The organism is Phormidium tenue FACHB-1050, from assembly GCF_014696925.1.
Taxonomy (GTDB): Bacteria; Cyanobacteriota; Cyanobacteriia; order Pseudanabaenales; family Pseudanabaenaceae; genus Pseudanabaena.
In genome coordinates this window covers 1-16,309 of the sequence record NZ_JACJQY010000038.1, presented here as the reverse complement: position 1 = coordinate 16,309, position 16,309 = coordinate 1, and the positions used below count along the sequence as shown (strand labels likewise).

17 protein-coding genes, 1 tRNA gene, 1 pseudogene and 1 other annotated feature are annotated in these 16,309 nt (G+C 43.8%); of the genes and pseudogenes, 5 read left to right on the top strand and 14 right to left on the bottom strand.

Annotated elements, in window-relative coordinates; genetic code table 11:
- Window positions 1-289 precede the first annotated feature (289 nt).
- Window positions 290-1,126 carry a sigma-70 family RNA polymerase sigma factor gene (locus H6G05_RS19040; protein WP_094529758.1) on the top strand — a complete coding sequence of 279 codons (837 nt, stop codon included), beginning with the start codon at window positions 290-292 and terminating at the stop codon, window positions 1,124-1,126.
- Between the two features lie 149 nt (window positions 1,127-1,275).
- Here the strand turns inward: H6G05_RS19040 and H6G05_RS19035 are convergent, their stop codons facing one another.
- Window positions 1,276-2,766: a phosphoglucomutase/phosphomannomutase family protein gene (locus H6G05_RS19035; protein WP_190580370.1), complete on the bottom strand. Its 1,491-nt coding sequence runs from the start codon at window positions 2,764-2,766 to the stop codon at window positions 1,276-1,278.
- Between the two features lie 200 nt (window positions 2,767-2,966).
- Here H6G05_RS19035 and H6G05_RS19030 point away from each other — a divergent pair, with 200 nt between their 5' ends.
- Genes H6G05_RS19030 through H6G05_RS19015 form a run of 4 tightly spaced genes read left to right on the top strand, consistent with a single transcriptional unit; the run spans window position 2,967 to window position 6,038 of the window.
- Window positions 2,967-3,743 (top strand): RsmE family RNA methyltransferase, encoded by a 777-nt coding sequence (locus tag H6G05_RS19030; protein WP_199310649.1) that lies wholly within the window; start codon window positions 2,967-2,969, stop codon window positions 3,741-3,743.
- A complete protein-coding gene (locus H6G05_RS19025) occupies window positions 3,740-4,186 on the top strand; it encodes a secondary thiamine-phosphate synthase enzyme YjbQ (RefSeq protein WP_242025647.1) in 447 nt (148 codons plus the stop codon). Before H6G05_RS19030 ends, H6G05_RS19025 begins: the two co-directional genes overlap by 4 nt.
- Window positions 4,187-5,530 carry a gluconeogenesis factor YvcK family protein gene (locus H6G05_RS19020; RefSeq protein WP_190580368.1) on the top strand — a complete coding sequence of 448 codons (1,344 nt, stop codon included), beginning with the start codon at window positions 4,187-4,189 and terminating at the stop codon, window positions 5,528-5,530.
- A gap of 52 nt (window positions 5,531-5,582) precedes the next feature.
- Window positions 5,583-6,038 carry an ATP-binding protein gene (locus H6G05_RS19015; protein WP_190580366.1) on the top strand — a complete coding sequence of 152 codons (456 nt, stop codon included), beginning with the start codon at window positions 5,583-5,585 and terminating at the stop codon, window positions 6,036-6,038.
- A gap of 156 nt (window positions 6,039-6,194) precedes the next feature.
- Here H6G05_RS19015 and H6G05_RS19010 read toward each other — a convergent pair whose 3' ends face one another.
- The 13 genes and pseudogenes from H6G05_RS19010 to H6G05_RS18950 form a co-directional block, all read right to left on the bottom strand.
- Complete coding sequence (locus H6G05_RS19010) at window positions 6,195-6,389, bottom strand: hypothetical protein (protein ID WP_190580364.1); 195 nt, start codon at window positions 6,387-6,389, stop codon at window positions 6,195-6,197.
- Between the two features lie 185 nt (window positions 6,390-6,574).
- A complete protein-coding gene (locus H6G05_RS19005) occupies window positions 6,575-8,506 on the bottom strand; it encodes a transglycosylase domain-containing protein (RefSeq protein WP_190580362.1) in 1,932 nt (643 codons plus the stop codon).
- Between the two features lie 106 nt (window positions 8,507-8,612).
- A pseudogene (hisE, locus tag H6G05_RS19000) lies at window positions 8,613-8,885 on the bottom strand (phosphoribosyl-ATP diphosphatase); the annotation flags it as partial.
- A gap of 133 nt (window positions 8,886-9,018) precedes the next feature.
- Window positions 9,019-9,411 carry a 50S ribosomal protein L7/L12 gene (gene rplL / locus H6G05_RS18995; protein WP_190580358.1) on the bottom strand — a complete coding sequence of 131 codons (393 nt, stop codon included), beginning with the start codon at window positions 9,409-9,411 and terminating at the stop codon, window positions 9,019-9,021.
- Between the two features lie 90 nt (window positions 9,412-9,501).
- Window positions 9,502-10,029 carry a 50S ribosomal protein L10 gene (gene rplJ / locus H6G05_RS18990; protein ID WP_190580356.1) on the bottom strand — a complete coding sequence of 176 codons (528 nt, stop codon included), beginning with the start codon at window positions 10,027-10,029 and terminating at the stop codon, window positions 9,502-9,504.
- A gap of 76 nt (window positions 10,030-10,105) precedes the next feature.
- Window positions 10,106-10,240, bottom strand: a sequence feature (ribosomal protein L10 leader region).
- A gap of 112 nt (window positions 10,241-10,352) precedes the next feature.
- Entirely contained in the window at window positions 10,353-11,066 is a 714-nt protein-coding gene (rplA, locus tag H6G05_RS18985) for a 50S ribosomal protein L1 (RefSeq protein ID WP_190580354.1), read from the bottom strand.
- A 99-nt stretch (window positions 11,067-11,165) separates the two neighbouring features.
- Window positions 11,166-11,591, bottom strand: a complete 426-nt coding sequence (gene rplK, locus H6G05_RS18980; RefSeq protein ID WP_094529776.1) for a 50S ribosomal protein L11 — start codon at window positions 11,589-11,591, stop codon at window positions 11,166-11,168.
- Window positions 11,592-11,635: 44 nt separating this feature from the next.
- Window positions 11,636-12,280, bottom strand: a complete 645-nt coding sequence (gene nusG / locus H6G05_RS18975; RefSeq protein WP_094529774.1) for a transcription termination/antitermination protein NusG — start codon at window positions 12,278-12,280, stop codon at window positions 11,636-11,638.
- On the bottom strand, window positions 12,280-12,531 hold the full coding sequence (gene secE, locus H6G05_RS18970; protein WP_190580353.1) for a preprotein translocase subunit SecE: 252 nt from the start codon (window positions 12,529-12,531) through the stop codon (window positions 12,280-12,282). Before secE ends, nusG begins: the two co-directional genes overlap by 1 nt.
- 103 nt (window positions 12,532-12,634) lie before the next feature.
- Window positions 12,635-12,707: transfer RNA gene (locus H6G05_RS18965), tRNA-Trp, on the bottom strand.
- A 97-nt stretch (window positions 12,708-12,804) separates the two neighbouring features.
- Entirely contained in the window at window positions 12,805-13,167 is a 363-nt protein-coding gene (gene rplS / locus H6G05_RS18960; RefSeq protein WP_094529846.1) for a 50S ribosomal protein L19, read from the bottom strand.
- 194 nt (window positions 13,168-13,361) lie between these two features.
- Complete coding sequence (locus H6G05_RS18955; RefSeq protein WP_190580351.1) at window positions 13,362-14,213, bottom strand: tRNA (5-methylaminomethyl-2-thiouridine)(34)-methyltransferase MnmD; 852 nt, start codon at window positions 14,211-14,213, stop codon at window positions 13,362-13,364.
- A gap of 69 nt (window positions 14,214-14,282) precedes the next feature.
- The gene (locus tag H6G05_RS18950) at window positions 14,283-16,196 is read right to left on the bottom strand and encodes a M16 family metallopeptidase (protein ID WP_322096399.1); all 1,914 of its coding nucleotides are present in this window, start codon (window positions 16,194-16,196) and stop codon (window positions 14,283-14,285) included.
- Between the last annotated feature and the right edge of the window lie 113 nt (window positions 16,197-16,309).

Here is a 16,309-nt window from a genome sequence, read left to right as displayed (position 1 = left end):
TTGGTTTTTAATTCACAAAAGTGTTGTCACACTTTCGTGAATTGGTATAACAACATCTCAAGTAAATAAAACTAAATGAGCATAAAATCAAAGTCTTCAATATAATTCTAGCTCTTTCTAAACCTAACACCTAACAACCTGTTAGGTGTTAGGTATTTGGAAAATCAAAAAATCCCTAACAGCCTGCAAGGTGACGATCTCTCCTTAAGCCACTAATCTAAGTACATTGAAACAAGTAAATGTTCTTCATGACTTAATGAACCAGCTTGATTAGTTCAGGGCAAAAACTATGACCACCGCAACACTCACTTTTTTATCTGATATTCCTACTCAGTCCAGCATCACCACCCATAAAGTACGTGAGTTTTCGGCGGCGGACAAAACTACAACCCTCGAATTACTCAAGCAATATCGCAAAGCACCATCGGCATACCTACGCGATCGCATCGTGCGCTTAAATATTGGTCTAGTCAAAAAAGAAGTGCATTTCTGGGCTGATCGGCATTCAGAACTATATGATGATTTACTACAAGTGGGCGCGTTGGGTCTAATCGGTGCAGTCGATCGCTTTGAACTAAATCGCGGCTATGCCTTTAGCTCCTTTGCCGTGCGCTACATTCGCGGCGAAATCCAGCATTATCTACGGGACAAAAACTCATCAGTACGCATCCCTCGCCGTTGGATGGATTTGCAACAGCAATCAGTACGAGTAATGCAAAAATTGCGTAACACCTTGCAAAGAGAACCTTCGGCAAAGGAAGTAGCTAATGCTCTTGGCATAACCCTCAGCGAATGGCAAGAAGCAAAACTCGCCTGTCAAAATCGCGCTCCCCTAAGCCTTGATGCACCGATCCGTTCTGAAGAAGATGATTCTTCCTCTATCGGTGATTTGGTTGCAGATCCTAGAAGTAATATGCAACTACAACAGGATGAGAAGTTCCGCTTGCAACAAGCACTGTCTCTCTTAGAGCAACGCACTAGAGAAATCGTTGAGTTTGTCTTTATTGAAGATCTTCCTCAAAGAGAAGTTGCTAAAATGTTAGGAGTAAGTGCAGTCACAATTTCGCGCCAACTCAAAAAAGGTCTATCAACATTGCGTTGTGCCTTAGAAGCTGAAGCTTGTTAATATAGCTGTCGCCATTCTTGTTAGGACATAAAACCCAAATAGTGTGAGGCGGCGCTTCGCGCCGCCTCACACTATTTGGGTTTTGATTTGTCCTGATACAGGTGGCTATAGCTATACAAAAAAGAAGGGGCGTAAAACGCCCCTTCTTTTTAGTTGAATTGTTCAGCCCAGTTAGAAATCCAGTTGAGGGTTTTATGCACAAGTTCAGGAGTTGAAGCTTCACAATAGAGACGCAATAGAGGTTCAGTACCACTAAAACGAATTAATAGCCAACTTCCATCTGCTAAACGGAACTTAAAGCCATCGGGAGCCTTAGCATCTATTACTTTGCGCCCAGCAATTTCAGTCAATGAAAATTGTTGAAGAGTAGATACTAATTTCTCACGCGCCGCCATACCTGAGAGCTTCTTATCAATGCGATCGTAATGAGAAACAAAATTAGTCTGCTTTTGGAGATCACTGTAGAGAATGCTCAAATCTTTTCCAGATTCAGCGATCGCCTCTAGCACATATAAAGCCGACAATAAAGCATCACGTTCAGGAATATGATTGCCATAGCCGATACCGCCCGACTCTTCACCTCCCAATAGGCAAGGAATTCCCGAAAGCATTCTTTCAGCAATGTACTTGTATCCAACAGGAGTTTCATAAACTGGCAAATCGAAGAGAGCCGCGACTTTAGGCATTAAATCAGAACCACTAATGGTTTTAATCAGTTCACCCTTAAAGCCACGATTTTTGGCGAGATGTTCCAATAGAATGGGAATGAGAATTTGCGAACTTAAGAAATTGCCTTCGCTATCAGTTGCAGCGATGCGATCGGCATCCCCATCAAACACAAATCCCACTAAAGTTTTTTCTGGATGATCGTGGTGATAGGTTTTAACTTGACGGAATAGCTCAGCAATATAGCGAGGGAGAGGCTCAGGCGCTCCACCACCAAAGAGCGGATCAGTCTCGCTGTTGATTTCAATTAAATTGGCTTGGGTTGCAGATGGCAAGTCTAAAATTTTTGCTAAACCACCTGCGGCGGCTCCATGCATTACGTCTGCGAATACGGTCAACTTTCCCACTGCGATCGCATTCTTGATCGCTTCAATATTTACCTTGCCCCGCAAAGCCTCACAATAACTTGCCCATGCGTCAAAGGTTTCGATTTTGCCTACTCTTTTGTCAAGATGAGGACTTTCATAGACAAAATCACCACGCTCTAAAATTTCCTCAACTTTTACGGTCACATCTGGGGATACTGAGCCACCGAATGCACCTTTGATTTTTAAGCCCGAATAGTTAGCAGGGTTATGGCTAGCTGTAATTACCAAAGCTCCCAAAGCTTTGCGATCGTAGGCAGCCCAGCTAAACGCAGGTGTCGGGGCAAAGTCATCGGCAAGTAAGACATCAAAACCGATCGCGGCTACGGATTCAGCAGTACGTTTGGCAAAAGCATCAGACATGAAGCGGCGATCGTATCCCACAATAATTGTGTTACTACCTGACGCACCAAAGGTCTCACGGAGAATATGAGCAGCGATCGGGGCAACTGCGGCTAAGCGATCAAAGGTAAAGTCATCGGCAATGATGCCTCTCCAACCGTCAGTTCCAAAGCGTATGGGGGGATGCAATGTGAATTTGCCGTGCATAAGCCTTTTAAAAATTCTTTTAGGTTAAAGTTTATCGTGAATTATCCTCTAGTAAAGCAAACTCGCCATTATGAAGGTTTTCATTTTGCCCCAAATAAAAGCAGCGGTGCGAAGCACCGCCGCTTTTATTTGGGGTTTTATGCCCTAAGCAAACCCTTTATTGCTATAAGTTCTTGTAATTTCAATAACTCGTTTAAGCTGTGATCAAAAAACGCCGACTGCAAAGATTAACTTTACAAGCGCACCAAGTCTTGTCAGCTTTACAAATAAATAGCCCGATCGCACTTACCACCGAGCAAAGACATTACCTATGCAATGTATTGCGATTAGAAACTGAATCCGAATTTATTGCCCTCGATCGCCAAGGTGGATGGTGGTTAGCCAAGCTATCCAGTGATCCCGATGTCGCCGAAGTCATTGCCAAATTAGAAAATAATTCTGAGTTAGCCGCCCAAATTACTCTTGGTATCGCTATGCCTAAAGGTAGCAATATCGAGTCGGTAATTCGTCAAACTACGGAGCTAGGAGTGCGTCAAATTGTGCCGTTATTTAGCGATCGCACAATCATCAAATCAGGTACAGAAATTGGCAACCAAAAACGCGATCGCTGGCAACGCATTGCCGAGGAATCCGCTGAACTATCAATGCGTAATTATGTGCCTGAAATTCATAGCCCCCAAACATTAACTTCATGGCTAGATACTCTGACAAGCTCAGCATTACCAACTTGGAAATACATTTGTGTAACTAGTCCTAATGCCCCACATTTACTAACTAGTCTGCAAAACTCAAGTGGGGAAGAAAATTCTGAGATCATCGTTACCACAGGTTGCGAGGGTGGTTGGACTACTAGAGAAGAAGAGATGGCAATCGCCGCAGGATTTATCCCTGTATCGTTAGGCGATCGGGTTTTATCCGCCATCACAGCACCAGTGGTAGCATTATCCATAGTTGGCACTTTTCTAGATACTCAATGAACACAAATACAGTAAATACAGTCCAAACTATGGTGCAGCAAACGATCGCTTTGCGTACCAATGGCAAAAAGCTGCACAATATCACCCGCCAAGTGGATGCAATCTTATCTCAATCAGGGATAAAGATGGGTTTATGCAACGTGTTTTTACGTCATACATCCGCTAGCCTAATTATTCAAGAAAACGCCGATCCTGATGTATTGGCAGATTTAGAAACATTTTTTACAAAACTGATTCCTGAAGATGCCAGCCAATATCGCCATATCTCTGAAGGAGTTGATGATATGCCATCGCATATTCGCAGCACCCTTACCAAAACCTCAGAAACGATCCCGATCGCTAATGGTAAACTTGCCCTCGGCACTTGGCAAGGAATCTTTGTCTGGGAACATCGCAACTTGGGTCATACCCGCGAAGTGCTGGTACATATTACAGGATGCTAAATGAAGCCCTCAAAAAAGCCACCAGCAAATCGATATCGTCCAGCCCTAAAAAGAAGAAAGTGGCTGAGAGGGTTTCAGTGGTTTTTACCAGGATTATTTGTGAAGCGATGGCTACTAGTTAGCATCGTCGGTATTGTGTTAATCGTGTTAGGGATAGCCATCTCCGCAAGGCTAACTCCGATCTTATATTTGTCACGCTTGATTGGTAATGCGATCGACACCTTAGTCGCGATCTTGCCCCGCAACATGAGTGGACCTCTCGCCCTGTTATTCGGGCTAGGGCTATTGTGGCTAGGACAAAAACGCGCTCTTGGATCGATCACCCAAGTTTTGATGCCCAATCAAGACAAAGAACTATTAGAATTGCTAGTCTCCCATCGCAAGCTCAACCGTGGTCCCAAAATTGTCACTGTGGGTGGTGGTACAGGCTTATCAAATTTATTGCGTGGGCTGAAGCAATATAGCGCTAATATCACGGCGATCGTCACCGTAGCCGATGATGGTGGCTCCTCTGGACGTTTGCGCCGTGAGTATGGAGTCTTACCTCCTGGGGATATTCGTAACTGTCTCGCCGCCCTCGCCGATGAGGAGAAACTAGTCACCGAACTTTTTCAATACCGTTTTCAAACTGGAGAAGGCTTAACTGGTCATAGCTTTGGCAATTTATTTCTCACAGCCATGAGTGAAGTCACAGGCGATCTCGAAAAAGCGATCGCTGCTAGCTCACAGGTATTAGCTGTACGGGGGCGCGTATTGCCAGCAACCCTTGATCACATGGTGCTATGGGCTGAATTTGAAGATGGACGGTATGTTGAGGGGGAGTCCAATATTCCTAAAGCCAAAGGAAAAATCAAACACATAGGCTGCAAGCCTAATAATCCTCAGGGTTTGCCCCAAGCAATTGAGGATATTAATGAAGCAGACCTAATTGTGATAGGACCTGGAAGCTTGTATACAAGTATTATTCCTAACCTACTCGTACCTGAAATACTAAAAGCATTAATTGAGCGCAATGTGCCATCGATCTATCTTTGTAATATCATGAGTCAGGTAGGTGAAACTGACGGTTATGCTGTATCTGATTATGTGCGAGTTTTAGATGAGATAGCAGGTGTGCGACTGTTTGATGTGGTTTTAGCCCAAAAGCATCCACCTTCAGAGCGATCGCTACAACACTATGCTTCATCTGGTTCACATTTTACATATCTAGATCGTGATAGCCTTAATGCTATGGGATGCCCTATTTTAGTGGCTAACATCATGCGGGAAAAAGACAATGGCACTGTATGTCATGACTCAGAAAGACTTGCGGGTGTATTAATGCGTTGGTACAACCGCCAGTAATTAAACTTAAACCTAAAAATACTAGATTCTTAGAAAGTCAGATAAGTTATCAGTGTTAGAGCATTACCACATTCAGTTTAACAGTGATATTTATGCTCTTGCTCAATTGCAAGAGTGGTTTCAGCAATTTCAAGATTTATTACCAAAACCAACTTGGATGCAGTGTAACCTCGTGTTGGTTGAGGTGTTTACCAATGTAGTGTCCTATGCCCATGAGGGATTGCCTGAAGAAACACCAATCGATATTGAGATTACAATCCACAAACTCGAACATTTTTTAGAGATGCGAATTTGGGATTTTGGGGAACCGTTTGATCTACAGGCTGAAATTGATAGGGCTGCTATAGAAGCCCAAAAGGCTCAAGATTTTGAAAGTATCGATGATATTCCGACAGGGGGGCGAGGTCTGATGATTGCCAATACAGTTGCAGACGACATCAGATACGATACTTTGACCGACGGTCGCAATTGCTTTGTCATGACTAAGAGTTTTGCAAATCTTATTTAGGTAGTACAAACCAAAGCCCAAGAATCAAGTGGCGGCGCGAAGCGCCGCCACTTGATTCTTGGGCTTTATGTCCTCATACAATTGGCGACAGCTATACAAAGGTTTGTTTCCCTGCCAAAGGCAGGGAAACAAACTGGACTGATAAACGCTATAGCATTAGCGCTTAAGCCATAAAACAAAGGCGAATAAACCAACGGGTAAGGTGATTAAAGATATCGCGATCTCATTCATCACATCTACTGTTAAATTATTCGCCAGTAAGCTCCAAGTGGGCGCAACATATTTAATTACTGCCGAGGCGATCGCTGAGTAAACAAGTAAGCGCAAAATAAATAAAATTTGTTGCAACATAATTTCCTAAGATTTAGCAAAAAGTATTGCCTTGCCAGCAATTCTCATTATGAAACCGATTTTGTTATTTCCAGCGCCGAAGGCGCTGGAAATAACAAAATCGGTTTTTAAAAGCCCGCCAACGGCGGGCTTTTAAAAAACCGATTTTTATAACGAGAATTACTGTTGCTTTGCAATACTTTTTGCTAGTTTTTCTTTTTAGTACCTTCTTTTTCTTGGATTTCGCTTGGAACAGGAAACTGCTCGATGGGTTGACCAGCTAAAGCCCTTTCCATAAACTTGCGCCAAATCGGAACTACAAACACACCACCAGTAACTCCATTTGCCATCGGTGAATAATCATCGTTACCAATCCAAATCGCAACCGATAGCTGAGGAGTATAGCCCACAAACCAAGCATCTCGAAAATCTGAAGTCGTACCTGTCTTGCCTGCGACAGGTCTCCCATCACTCATTTGCGCTTCTGTAGCTGTGCCATTGGTAACAACACTACGCAAGGCATCGGTCAAGTAAGAAACCGCCACTGGGTCAAGAATTAACTCAGGCTTCGGCGTATTATCCAGTACCAAATTACCATTGCGATCGGTCACACGGGCGATTAACGTTGTTTTTGATTTATAACCACCACTAGCAAATACGGCATAAGCTCCAGCCACTTCCATTGGCGTAACATCGGCTGCACCGAGAGGCAAAGACACAACAGGCAGGATTGGACTATTGATCCCCAATTTTCGACAAAGGGCAACTACATTTTCATTGCCAAATTCTATTCCTAACCTAAGCGCAGGAATATTTCGAGAAACGGCGATCGCTTGACGGATGCTCATTGATCCTGAGAACTTATTGTCATAATTCCGAGGAATATATGGCTCATCTCCGTCAGGAATTGTCATAGGGCTATCATCGATCACTGAGTCAGGGGTATAGTTACCTGAAGCAAAAGCAAGATAATAAACAAAAGGCTTGAAAGATGATCCCAACTGTCTTCTTGCCAATACAGCGCGGTTAAACTGATTTTTGTCAAAGTCGCCAACCCCACCTACTAGCGCCTTCACAAATCCTGTACGAGGATCGACAGCCACCAAGGACAATTGATCAGCATAAGCTCCGCGATCTATCAAATCTCGATGTCCTTCAGCAGCCACCTCTTCAGCAATGCGTTGTAACTTTAAGTCAATCGTCGTCTGCACACGCAATCCACCTTGCAGAACGACATCACGCCCAAACTTTTCTTCTAGCTCAGCCGTGACCGCTTGGGACACATAAGGAACGCGACTGGCTTCATAGGAGATACCTTGCTTGCGAATTGTAATTTTTTGCGCTTTGGCGGCTTTGACTTCAGCGGGAGTAGCCCATCCTAGCTCTAGAAGTCGATCAAGCACCAAACCTTGGCGTTTTTTGGCTTCCGCATAGTTATCCACGGGATTGAAAACCGAAGGCGCTTGAATCGTACCCGCTAATATGGCGGCTTCACCTAAAGTTAGGTCAGCAGCAGATTTACCAAAATAATTCTGAGAAGCTGTTTCTGCACCATTAGTATTTTTCCCCCAAAATACTTGGTTAAGATACATCTCAAGGATCTGCTCTTTGGTAAATACTTGCTCAACCCGCATTGCTAAAACTGCTTCAGCAACTTTGCGATTCAGGCTACGTTCATTAGATAGAAATAAATTTTTAACTAATTGCTGCGTTAGGGTTGAGCCACCTTCAACGGTTCCACCTGCATTAAAGTTAGCTAAAATAGCGCGTCCAATACCGCTGGGATCAATACCCTTGTGAGTATAGAAGTACGCATCTTCCATAGCCAAAACCGATCGCTTGAGGTGCGGCGAAATGCGATCAAGGGTAACAACTTCACGGTTGACATCACCATGCAAACGGGCAATTAGTCCCCCGTTGATGTCATATATATAAGTGGTTTCAACAGGGACATAACCTTTGAGGACTCTCACATCAGGCAAATCGCGAAAACTGAGAGCCAATCCCACTAGCCCGCCTGCCACTGCTGCACCACCAATCATGATAATGCCTAGCAATGTGCCACCAACAGCTTTAAGAGTGCCTTTTAAAATACTGCCTGTCAGAGACTGAGAACGCTCTACACTATTCGATGCCACAGCTATCTACCCTTTGATCAATTCATAGGTAATCTTACTGCATTAATTAAGTATTGCGTACTAAAAACTTAAGGTTGGGCAAAGCCCAACCTTAAGTTTTTAACTTTTAGCGTCGTTGAGCAAGTTTGTCGTATACCAATTGCAGATCAACATGGTGGTGGGCCATCGCCACTAACGTGTGATAAAACAAATCCGCGACTTCAGAGGCGATCGCATCGGGTTCATCATCTTTACAAGCCATCACCACTTCGGCAGACTCTTCGCCAATTTTTTTTAAAATTTTGTTGTCGCCACCTGCAAATAATTTACAAGTATAAGAACTTTCTTGCGGATGCTCTCGGCGATCAATAATCACCGCAAATAATTCTGATAAAGGATCGTTCATGTTCTAAAATCCATTTTTATAGATATAGCCAACTATAAATAATAAAACCCAAAGATTTAGAGGCGGCGCTTCGCGCCGCCTCTAAATCTTTGGGTTTTATTATTTAACGCTTTGCGTTAAATAATAACTACTTGATGGAAACCTTACCACCAGCTTCTTCGATTTGCTTCTTAGCAGCTTCAGCATCAGCCTTAGCCATAGCTTCCTTAACTGTCTTAGGAGCAGACTCAACTAAATCCTTAGCATCTTTTAGCCCTAGTCCAGTGATTTCGCGTACGATCTTCAGAACAGCAATCTTCTTGTCAGCAGGAACTTCATCAAGTACCAAGTCAAAAGCAGTCTTTTCTTCAACTTCTTCAGCAGCAGCGCCAGCAGCACCAGGAGCAGCCATCATCATGCCACCAACAGGAGCAGCAGCCGAAACGCCGAAGGTTTCTTCGATCGCTTTGACCAATTCAGAAGCTTCAAGAAGGCTCAAAGACTTTAGTTCTTCAATAATGCTGTCGATTTTTGCAGACATAGTTTTTCTCTTTAATTAATTAGATTAGGTTGATAATTCGTAACTGATAATTCGTAATTCGTAATTGAAAATTCGTAATTACCAATTGTTCTAAGCAGCTTCCTTTTCGGAAACAGCTTTGATAGCTCTGCCCAGAGATTGAGGAACCTCTTTGATGCCAATCGCGATCTTGGCGGTAACCGCATTGATTGCGCCAGCAATTTGCGCGATAAGTACTTCTTTAGAAGGTAGATCAGCGATCGCTTGCAAGTCTTTTGCAGTCAAAGCGCGACCTTCTAAGACACCGCCACGAAGTTCGGTTTTCTTAGATTCCTTTTGGAAAGCTTGGTATGCCTTGACAGCACCACCGATGTCATCTTTGACAAATAAACATGCCGAAGGACCAGTTAAAAAGCCTTCGAGAGACTTCCATTCGGGTACATCAGAGATTGCTTGCTTGAGCAAAGTATTTTTGGTGGTTCTGCACACCGTACCCGTAGGACGGAGTGAGCGGCGGAGCTTGGTAATCTCAGCTACTGACAAAGTTGAGTAGTCGATTACCATGACCATCTGAGTTCCTTCAAACTCTTTGGTCATTTCTCCGACTAAAAATTTCTTTTGGTCTAGGGTCTTACCCATATGGTTTTCACCTCCTTGTGTTTGGAACCAATTTCAACGATTTAACTCGCTATTAAATTGGCTGTATGTATCTTTAAAAGTCATTAAAAAAGCCTCGTCTTTTCGCAGACCGAGGCTAAAAAAGTATTCTCTCAAGAATCTTTTTTAAAACACCTCGGCAGGAAATTAAGCAATCAGCACCTGCTGTCTATGGAGATATTCAGTTGTCGAAATTTCTTTCTAGGCTTATTACAACAATTAGACTGAGCTTTTAATACTTCCTTGATATTCTTACTGCTTGGGGCTAAGTAATCTCAAGGATAATGACTTTAAAAAGGCTTTGTTTATGCTTCTGCAAGTTTGAGGTCGCGTAATGCAGCAACATCAACTTCGATCGCTGGTCCCATCGTTGCGGACACATAGAGTGATCTCCAGTATCTACCCTTTGCGCCAGAAGGACGATTACGATCAATCGTTTCTTGCAAAGCTTTAAGGTTAGTTAGCAAGTCTTCAGCAGGGAAGGCAGCCTTGCCAAACTGAATATGCACAATCCCAGTACGATCAGCACGGAATTCTAGCTTACCAGCTTTGAACTCATTGATTGCACCACCTAAATCAGTAGTTACCGTACCACCTTTAGGCGAAGGCATCAATCCTCTTGGACCAAGCAATTTACCAAGCTTAGCCACTTGGGGCATCATGTCAGGTGTGGAAATCAGCAAATCAAAATCCATTCTTCCCTTGCTGATTTCATCAATTAGTTCCTCAGAACCAGCGATGTCTGCACCTGCGGCGGTTGCTTCAGCAACTTTTTCACCACGAGCAATAACTGCCACGCGAATTGTTTGACCTGTTCCCTTAGGTAAAGTCACCGTTGTCCGCAATTGTTGATCGGCGTACTTCGGATCGATACCTAGTCTGACGTGTGCTTCTACAGATTCAGGAAACTTAGCGGTTGCTGTTACCTTAACTAGTTCTAACGCATCAATTGGTGCATAAGGACGGGGCTCAACCTTGCTGAGAGCTTCCTTAAGACGCTTTGAGATTTTCTTTGCCATGATTACTCCTACGGGGTGCGATCGGAAAACTTAATTCCCTCCCCCAACTAAAATTTTTATTGAAACTTATTGATCTCAAAAGTTTACAAAGCTAAAGAACTAAGCGCTAATCGTAACGCCCATATTCTTTGCCGTGCCTTCAATGATCTTCATTGCTGCATCGATATCATTTGCATTGATATCAGGCATTTTGGTTTCCGCGATTTGGCGAAGTTGATCTTTGGTGATCGAACCAACTTTTTTACGGTTAGGCTCTGCCGAACCAGAGGAAATACCAGCCGCTTTTTGAATTAAAACTGATGCTGGTGGTGTTTTGAGAACGAAGGTAAAGCTTCGGTCTTCATAAACAGATATTTCGACAGGAATGACCATGCCTGCTTGATCAGCAGTACGGGCATTATATTCCTTACAAAACATCATGATGTTTACACCATGCTGACCTAGAGCAGGACCAACTGGTGGAGTTGGACTAGCTTTACCAGCATTAAGTGCTAACTTGATAATTGCTGTAACTTTCTTAGCCATTGATTTTAGCCGTTAAAAAATCTACAAACCTGCGTTTGAGTGAATTAGTTTTGCTTTTGAACCTGATTGAATTCTAGTTCTACAGGAGTGTCTCTACCAAAGATGGAAAGAAGGGCTTTAAGTTTGCTACGTTCTGGGCTAACTTCCACCACTTCACCTTCAAAGTCTTTGAAGGGTCCATTAAGCACTTTGATTTTGTCGCCTTGAGCCATATTGATTTTGAGAACTGGCTCTTGTTCGACGGTGACACGGAAGATTCTTTCGACTTCTTTTTCGGTTAAAGGACGAGGTTTAACATGTCCACGACCACGACCGTAATGACGTTTTTGCTCTGTACCAACGAAGTTAATTACATGGGGGGTGCTTTTGACAGCCAACCACGCATCATCATCAACTTCTAGCTGTCCGATCTCATTTCTGACAGTTTTGATTTGGATCAGAACGTATCCAGGGAAAATCTTTTCCTCAGAGGTTGCTCGACTGCCATCCTTTCTCAGTTTGACGGTCGGTGTCTGCGGAATTTCAATTTGCTTGATCCTATCTTCGACATCAAGAGTTTTGATGCGTTGCTCTAGGCTCGACTTAACCTTTTTTTCGCAGCCTGAAGCAATTTGGACGGCGTACCAGTTAAACAGTACGTCTTCATCTTCGTGGCTACTAGATGAGTGGTCGATGTCCTCGGTAAACATTATTGAAACACCTGCAATGCGATCGCCCTAAACAAAGCATCAATTAGATAAACAAAGGTTGCTACTGCAACGATCATCAAAAGAACCGATGCAGATTCGCTAATCAGTTGTTGGCGGGTGGGCCAAACAATCTTACCGAATTCGGCTTTGGATTCTACAAAAAGTTTGGCAACTCCAGTTGGTTCAGACTGTACATCTGCTCCAGCTTTCGGTGCTTCTTTTGGTTGCTCTTTTAGTTCGTTTTTCGTCATAGCGGCAACTCTTGCGATCCCTTTGCAATCTTGATAAATGCGATATGTTTAAGTAAAGTCTTGAACAAGCTTAAATAATTTCGATCTTGTGAAATTGGTGAAGCGCGCCCTGAGGGACTCGAACCCCCGACATCAGGTTTTGGAGACCTGCGTTCTACCAACTGAACTAAGGACGCACGTAATGAAAACACGATTTCGATACGCAACCAGTTATATCTGTATCAATTGCTATAACAAAATAGTGTTTGATACTTAGTATAACCATAGATGTCTCTATAGTGGGCGATCAAATCGTTGTTTAAGACGAGTTGCTTTACCAACGAGGTCACGTAAGTAGTAGAGCTTAGCACGACGTACTTTACCACGACGAATCACTTTGATGCTTTCAATTTGGGGAGAATGTAGCAAGAAGGCTCGCTCAACTCCAATTCCTTGAAATACACGACGAACGGTAATGACAGAGTTAATGCCAGAACCACGTCTTGCAATGATTACGCCTTCGTATGGCTGAGTACGTTCTTTGCCGCCCTCTTTAATCCTAACTCCAACCTTGACAGTATCACCCACATAAATTGTGGGAAGATCCGTTTTGATATATTCCGCTTCAATTGAGCGGATGATTTCAGAAGCGTTCATGAGGAATGCCAAAAAAGTCGCGATCATCTATGTTAGAGCATGAATGATCTAATGTCTATAATTTTTGCAAAAAAGTTTAGATATAGCTTGAAGCTCTGTATAGCAAAGCAAGTTTTGCTTAGAACATAAAACCCAAAAAGCGAGTGGCGGCGCGAAGCGCCGCCACTCGCTTTTTGGGTTTTGGTTTGATATATCTAAATTTTTTTGCGTAGGCTAGAACTTGGAGGCAGGTTGCTGTTGTTTTGTTCTGCTTTACGGCTAGAAATTATTTCGGCGGCTGTGCTGTATAAAGTGCGATCGCGATAGGGAATAGCCGCGCGAGTATGGAGAAAAGCAGCTTCGGTGTCAGATATTGGTGGTAGTGGGGTAGGTGCAAAGGCGGCGATCGTGCTGGGGGATTTGCGTCCGATGGGTGCGATCGCCCCTATTTTTAGTCCTGCTAACAGCATGGCAGCCCGAACGGCGGCGGATGAGGAGTAAGTAACCAGATAGCCATCTGGTTTGAGGCAGTTGGCTAAAAGTTGGATAAACTCGACTGTCCAGAGTTGGGGGCAATGGGGCGGAGAGAAGGGATCAAGAAAAATTGCATCAGCCCATTTTGTGGGGACTTGGCTGATGGTTTGTCTGGCATCGCCAATGAGTAGTTGTAAAGATAAATTTTCGGTAACTACAGTTTGAGCTTCAGCAGCAGTTTTTAAGATTTGCGCGATCGCTGGTTGCCAAATATCGACTAATCCTGCGACGATCGCTTTTTGGGGGACTTCGAGGTTGTTTTCGAGAGCGATGATGTGGAGATTAGCCCTGCGATCTGGTAATGAGGAGACACAGGAGATCGCTGCCGCGCTGTTGTAACCTAAGCCATAGCAAACATCGAGGATGTTGAGTTGAGTTTGGGTTCTGGCTCTTTCTGCGATTTTGGCGGGTATGACAAATTTAGCTTCGGCTTCGTGTTTTGCGCCGTGGGAGCTATGAAATGTTTCTTGAAAAGTGTCTGACCAAAAAGTAACTGATCCGTCTTCAGTTGGGAAAAGGGAAAGCTTGTCCATTGTGAAAGTAATTCATGGATTTGATACCAATGGTCAAAAGGGTCTTGCCCCTTTTGACCATTGGTATTACTATTTTTCAGCTTTAGGAACTACCGAAACAATCAAGAGATTATCGGGTTGTAATAATTCCTTAGCCGCACGATTGACTTGTTCAAGAGTTACTGATTGGATGCGCTGGGGGAACTTGTAGAAATCGCCAACTGGGAAGCCATAGATTTCATCACTGAGTAGAGAACTTGCCACGCTGTCAGGATTAGCAAATTCAGTACTAAAGCCATTGAGCAAACTTTTCTTTGCCACATCAAACTCAGCTTGAGTTATACCCTTGTCGCGCACAGATCTAAGCAAAGCCACCGTGGCTGCGATCGCCTTTTCTGTATCCTTTCCACTGGTTTGCATCTGCACCATAAATGCTCCCTGTGGTGGTCTACCCGCTTGGAAATAGCTGTAAATGCCATAGGTCAAACCAAGGCGATCGCGAATTTCGGTCCCAAGACGACTGGCTAAGGTATCACCACCAACAACCTGATTCAGCAAGAGCGCAGGGTAATACTGAGGATCGAAGCGGGAAATACTCGGATGACCGATGATGGTTACCGCTTGAGTTTTACCTGCTAGAGTTGCTTGCTTTTCATTAGTACGGTCAAGATTTGAAACTTTTGGGTATTGGAAATTTGGCGCTTTACCTGTAGCTTGCCATTTACCCAATTTTTCTTCGAGTAAGGCTTTCACCACCGCAGGGTCGAAGTCACCCATGAGCGTGAGAATCGTATTGTCAGGTCGATAGTAGGTCTTGTAGAACTTAGCTAAGTCTTCACGGGTTAAAGACTTGAGGGTTTCTTCAGTTCGCATCGCCTGAAATGGATGTCCCTTAGGATAGAGCGTTGATTGAAAAATCCGACGCACTAAAGAGTTGGGATTATCCATTTCTGACTTATAGGCGAGGAGATTGCGCTGAAGATTGAGTTCAAATTCCTTAGCTGGAAAAGTCGCATTTTGGAGCAAGTCAGCTAATTGATCAATCACAATTGGCAAATCCTTGGACAGTGATATGGCAGAGATACCCACACTTTCGCGACCAGCCGAAAATCCTAAACTGGCTCCACGATTTTCTAACTGTGAGGCAAGAGTTAAGGCATCTTTAGTCGCTGTTCCATTGGTGATATTTTGAGCCGTGATGACTGCTAGACCAGCTTTCTCAACTGAGTCAAAACCTGCTCCTGCATTGATTTCACCCACTAAAGTTACGGATGGCGTACTGCGATCGCTTAATAACAGAACTTTCAACCCATTGGATAGGGTGAACTTATCAGGATTGACCTCAGGGGGAATTGCAGGCTTAGCAACTAAAGCGCTTTCTGGTAAGTACTTAGCTACTTCAGCAGGATCAACGGGAGAACTAGGTTGAAATGCATTTGAAGAGTGAGCATTGCTAGGCGTAGTCCCTGCCCCAGCCGTAATCACCGATGGCTCAAAATATCCAACCACTCGGCGATCGCGTTGTAAATATTGCTTGGCTACACGCTTGACATCCGCACTCGTGACCTTATCTACTGCACTCAAATAGCGATCGCTGTAGCGATAATCCTTAGCTACGGTCTGGTTATACCCAATTTGAATAGCCTGTGAATTAACATCCCGATTACCCAAAATGTAGCTTGCTCGCATACTGGTTTTCGCCCGCTCTAGTTCTTCGGACGTAATCGGCTGCGTTTGCAATTTTTCAACTTCGGCAATTAACAGGCGATCGAGTTCTTCGAGAGATTTACCTGCGGTCGGAGTCGCACTCATAAAATACCAACCTGTGCCAATCATCGATGAAGCACTACCACTGGCACTACTAGCCAAGCCTGTCTCTACCAAAGCTTGATAGAGTCGAGAGCTTCTACCCGATGTCAAAATGCTGTCCATCACATCGATCGCCGCGACATCAGGCTCATTAACCTTAGGCAAGTTCGGATAGACCACTTGCAAAAATGGCACACTACCGGGTTCGGTAGTGTTTCACATTTGTTGGGGAGAAAATACCAAGCATAGGCTATAAAAAATGCTGGTATAGGTTTGCCGTTTTTATCAATTACCTGGTTCAACAAATG

Excerpts from the sequence above, each read along its gene's own strand:
- rplA (WP_190580354.1), bottom strand. The coding sequence starts at position 11,066 with ATGGCAAAGAAAATCTCAAAGCGTCTTAAGGAAGCTCTCAGCAAGGTT.
- H6G05_RS19040 (WP_094529758.1), top strand. The coding sequence starts at position 290 with ATGACCACCGCAACACTCACTTTTTTATCTGATATTCCTACTCAGTCC.
- H6G05_RS19010 (WP_190580364.1), bottom strand. The coding sequence starts at position 6,389 with ATGTTGCAACAAATTTTATTTATTTTGCGCTTACTTGTTTACTCAGCG.
- rplS (WP_094529846.1), bottom strand. The coding sequence starts at position 13,167 with ATGAACGCTTCTGAAATCATCCGCTCAATTGAAGCGGAATATATCAAA.
- secE (WP_190580353.1), bottom strand. The coding sequence starts at position 12,531 with ATGACGAAAAACGAACTAAAAGAGCAACCAAAAGAAGCACCGAAAGCT.
- rplL (WP_190580358.1), bottom strand. The coding sequence starts at position 9,411 with ATGTCTGCAAAAATCGACAGCATTATTGAAGAACTAAAGTCTTTGAGC.
- H6G05_RS19035 (WP_190580370.1), bottom strand. The coding sequence starts at position 2,766 with ATGCACGGCAAATTCACATTGCATCCCCCCATACGCTTTGGAACTGAC.
- rplJ (WP_190580356.1), bottom strand. The coding sequence starts at position 10,029 with ATGGGTAAGACCCTAGACCAAAAGAAATTTTTAGTCGGAGAAATGACC.
- H6G05_RS18955 (WP_190580351.1), bottom strand. The coding sequence starts at position 14,213 with ATGGACAAGCTTTCCCTTTTCCCAACTGAAGACGGATCAGTTACTTTT.
- rplK (WP_094529776.1), bottom strand. The coding sequence starts at position 11,591 with ATGGCTAAGAAAGTTACAGCAATTATCAAGTTAGCACTTAATGCTGGT.
- nusG (WP_094529774.1), bottom strand. The coding sequence starts at position 12,280 with ATGTTTACCGAGGACATCGACCACTCATCTAGTAGCCACGAAGATGAA.
- H6G05_RS19025 (WP_242025647.1), top strand. The coding sequence starts at position 3,740 with ATGAACACAAATACAGTAAATACAGTCCAAACTATGGTGCAGCAAACG.
- H6G05_RS19020 (WP_190580368.1), top strand. The coding sequence starts at position 4,187 with ATGAAGCCCTCAAAAAAGCCACCAGCAAATCGATATCGTCCAGCCCTA.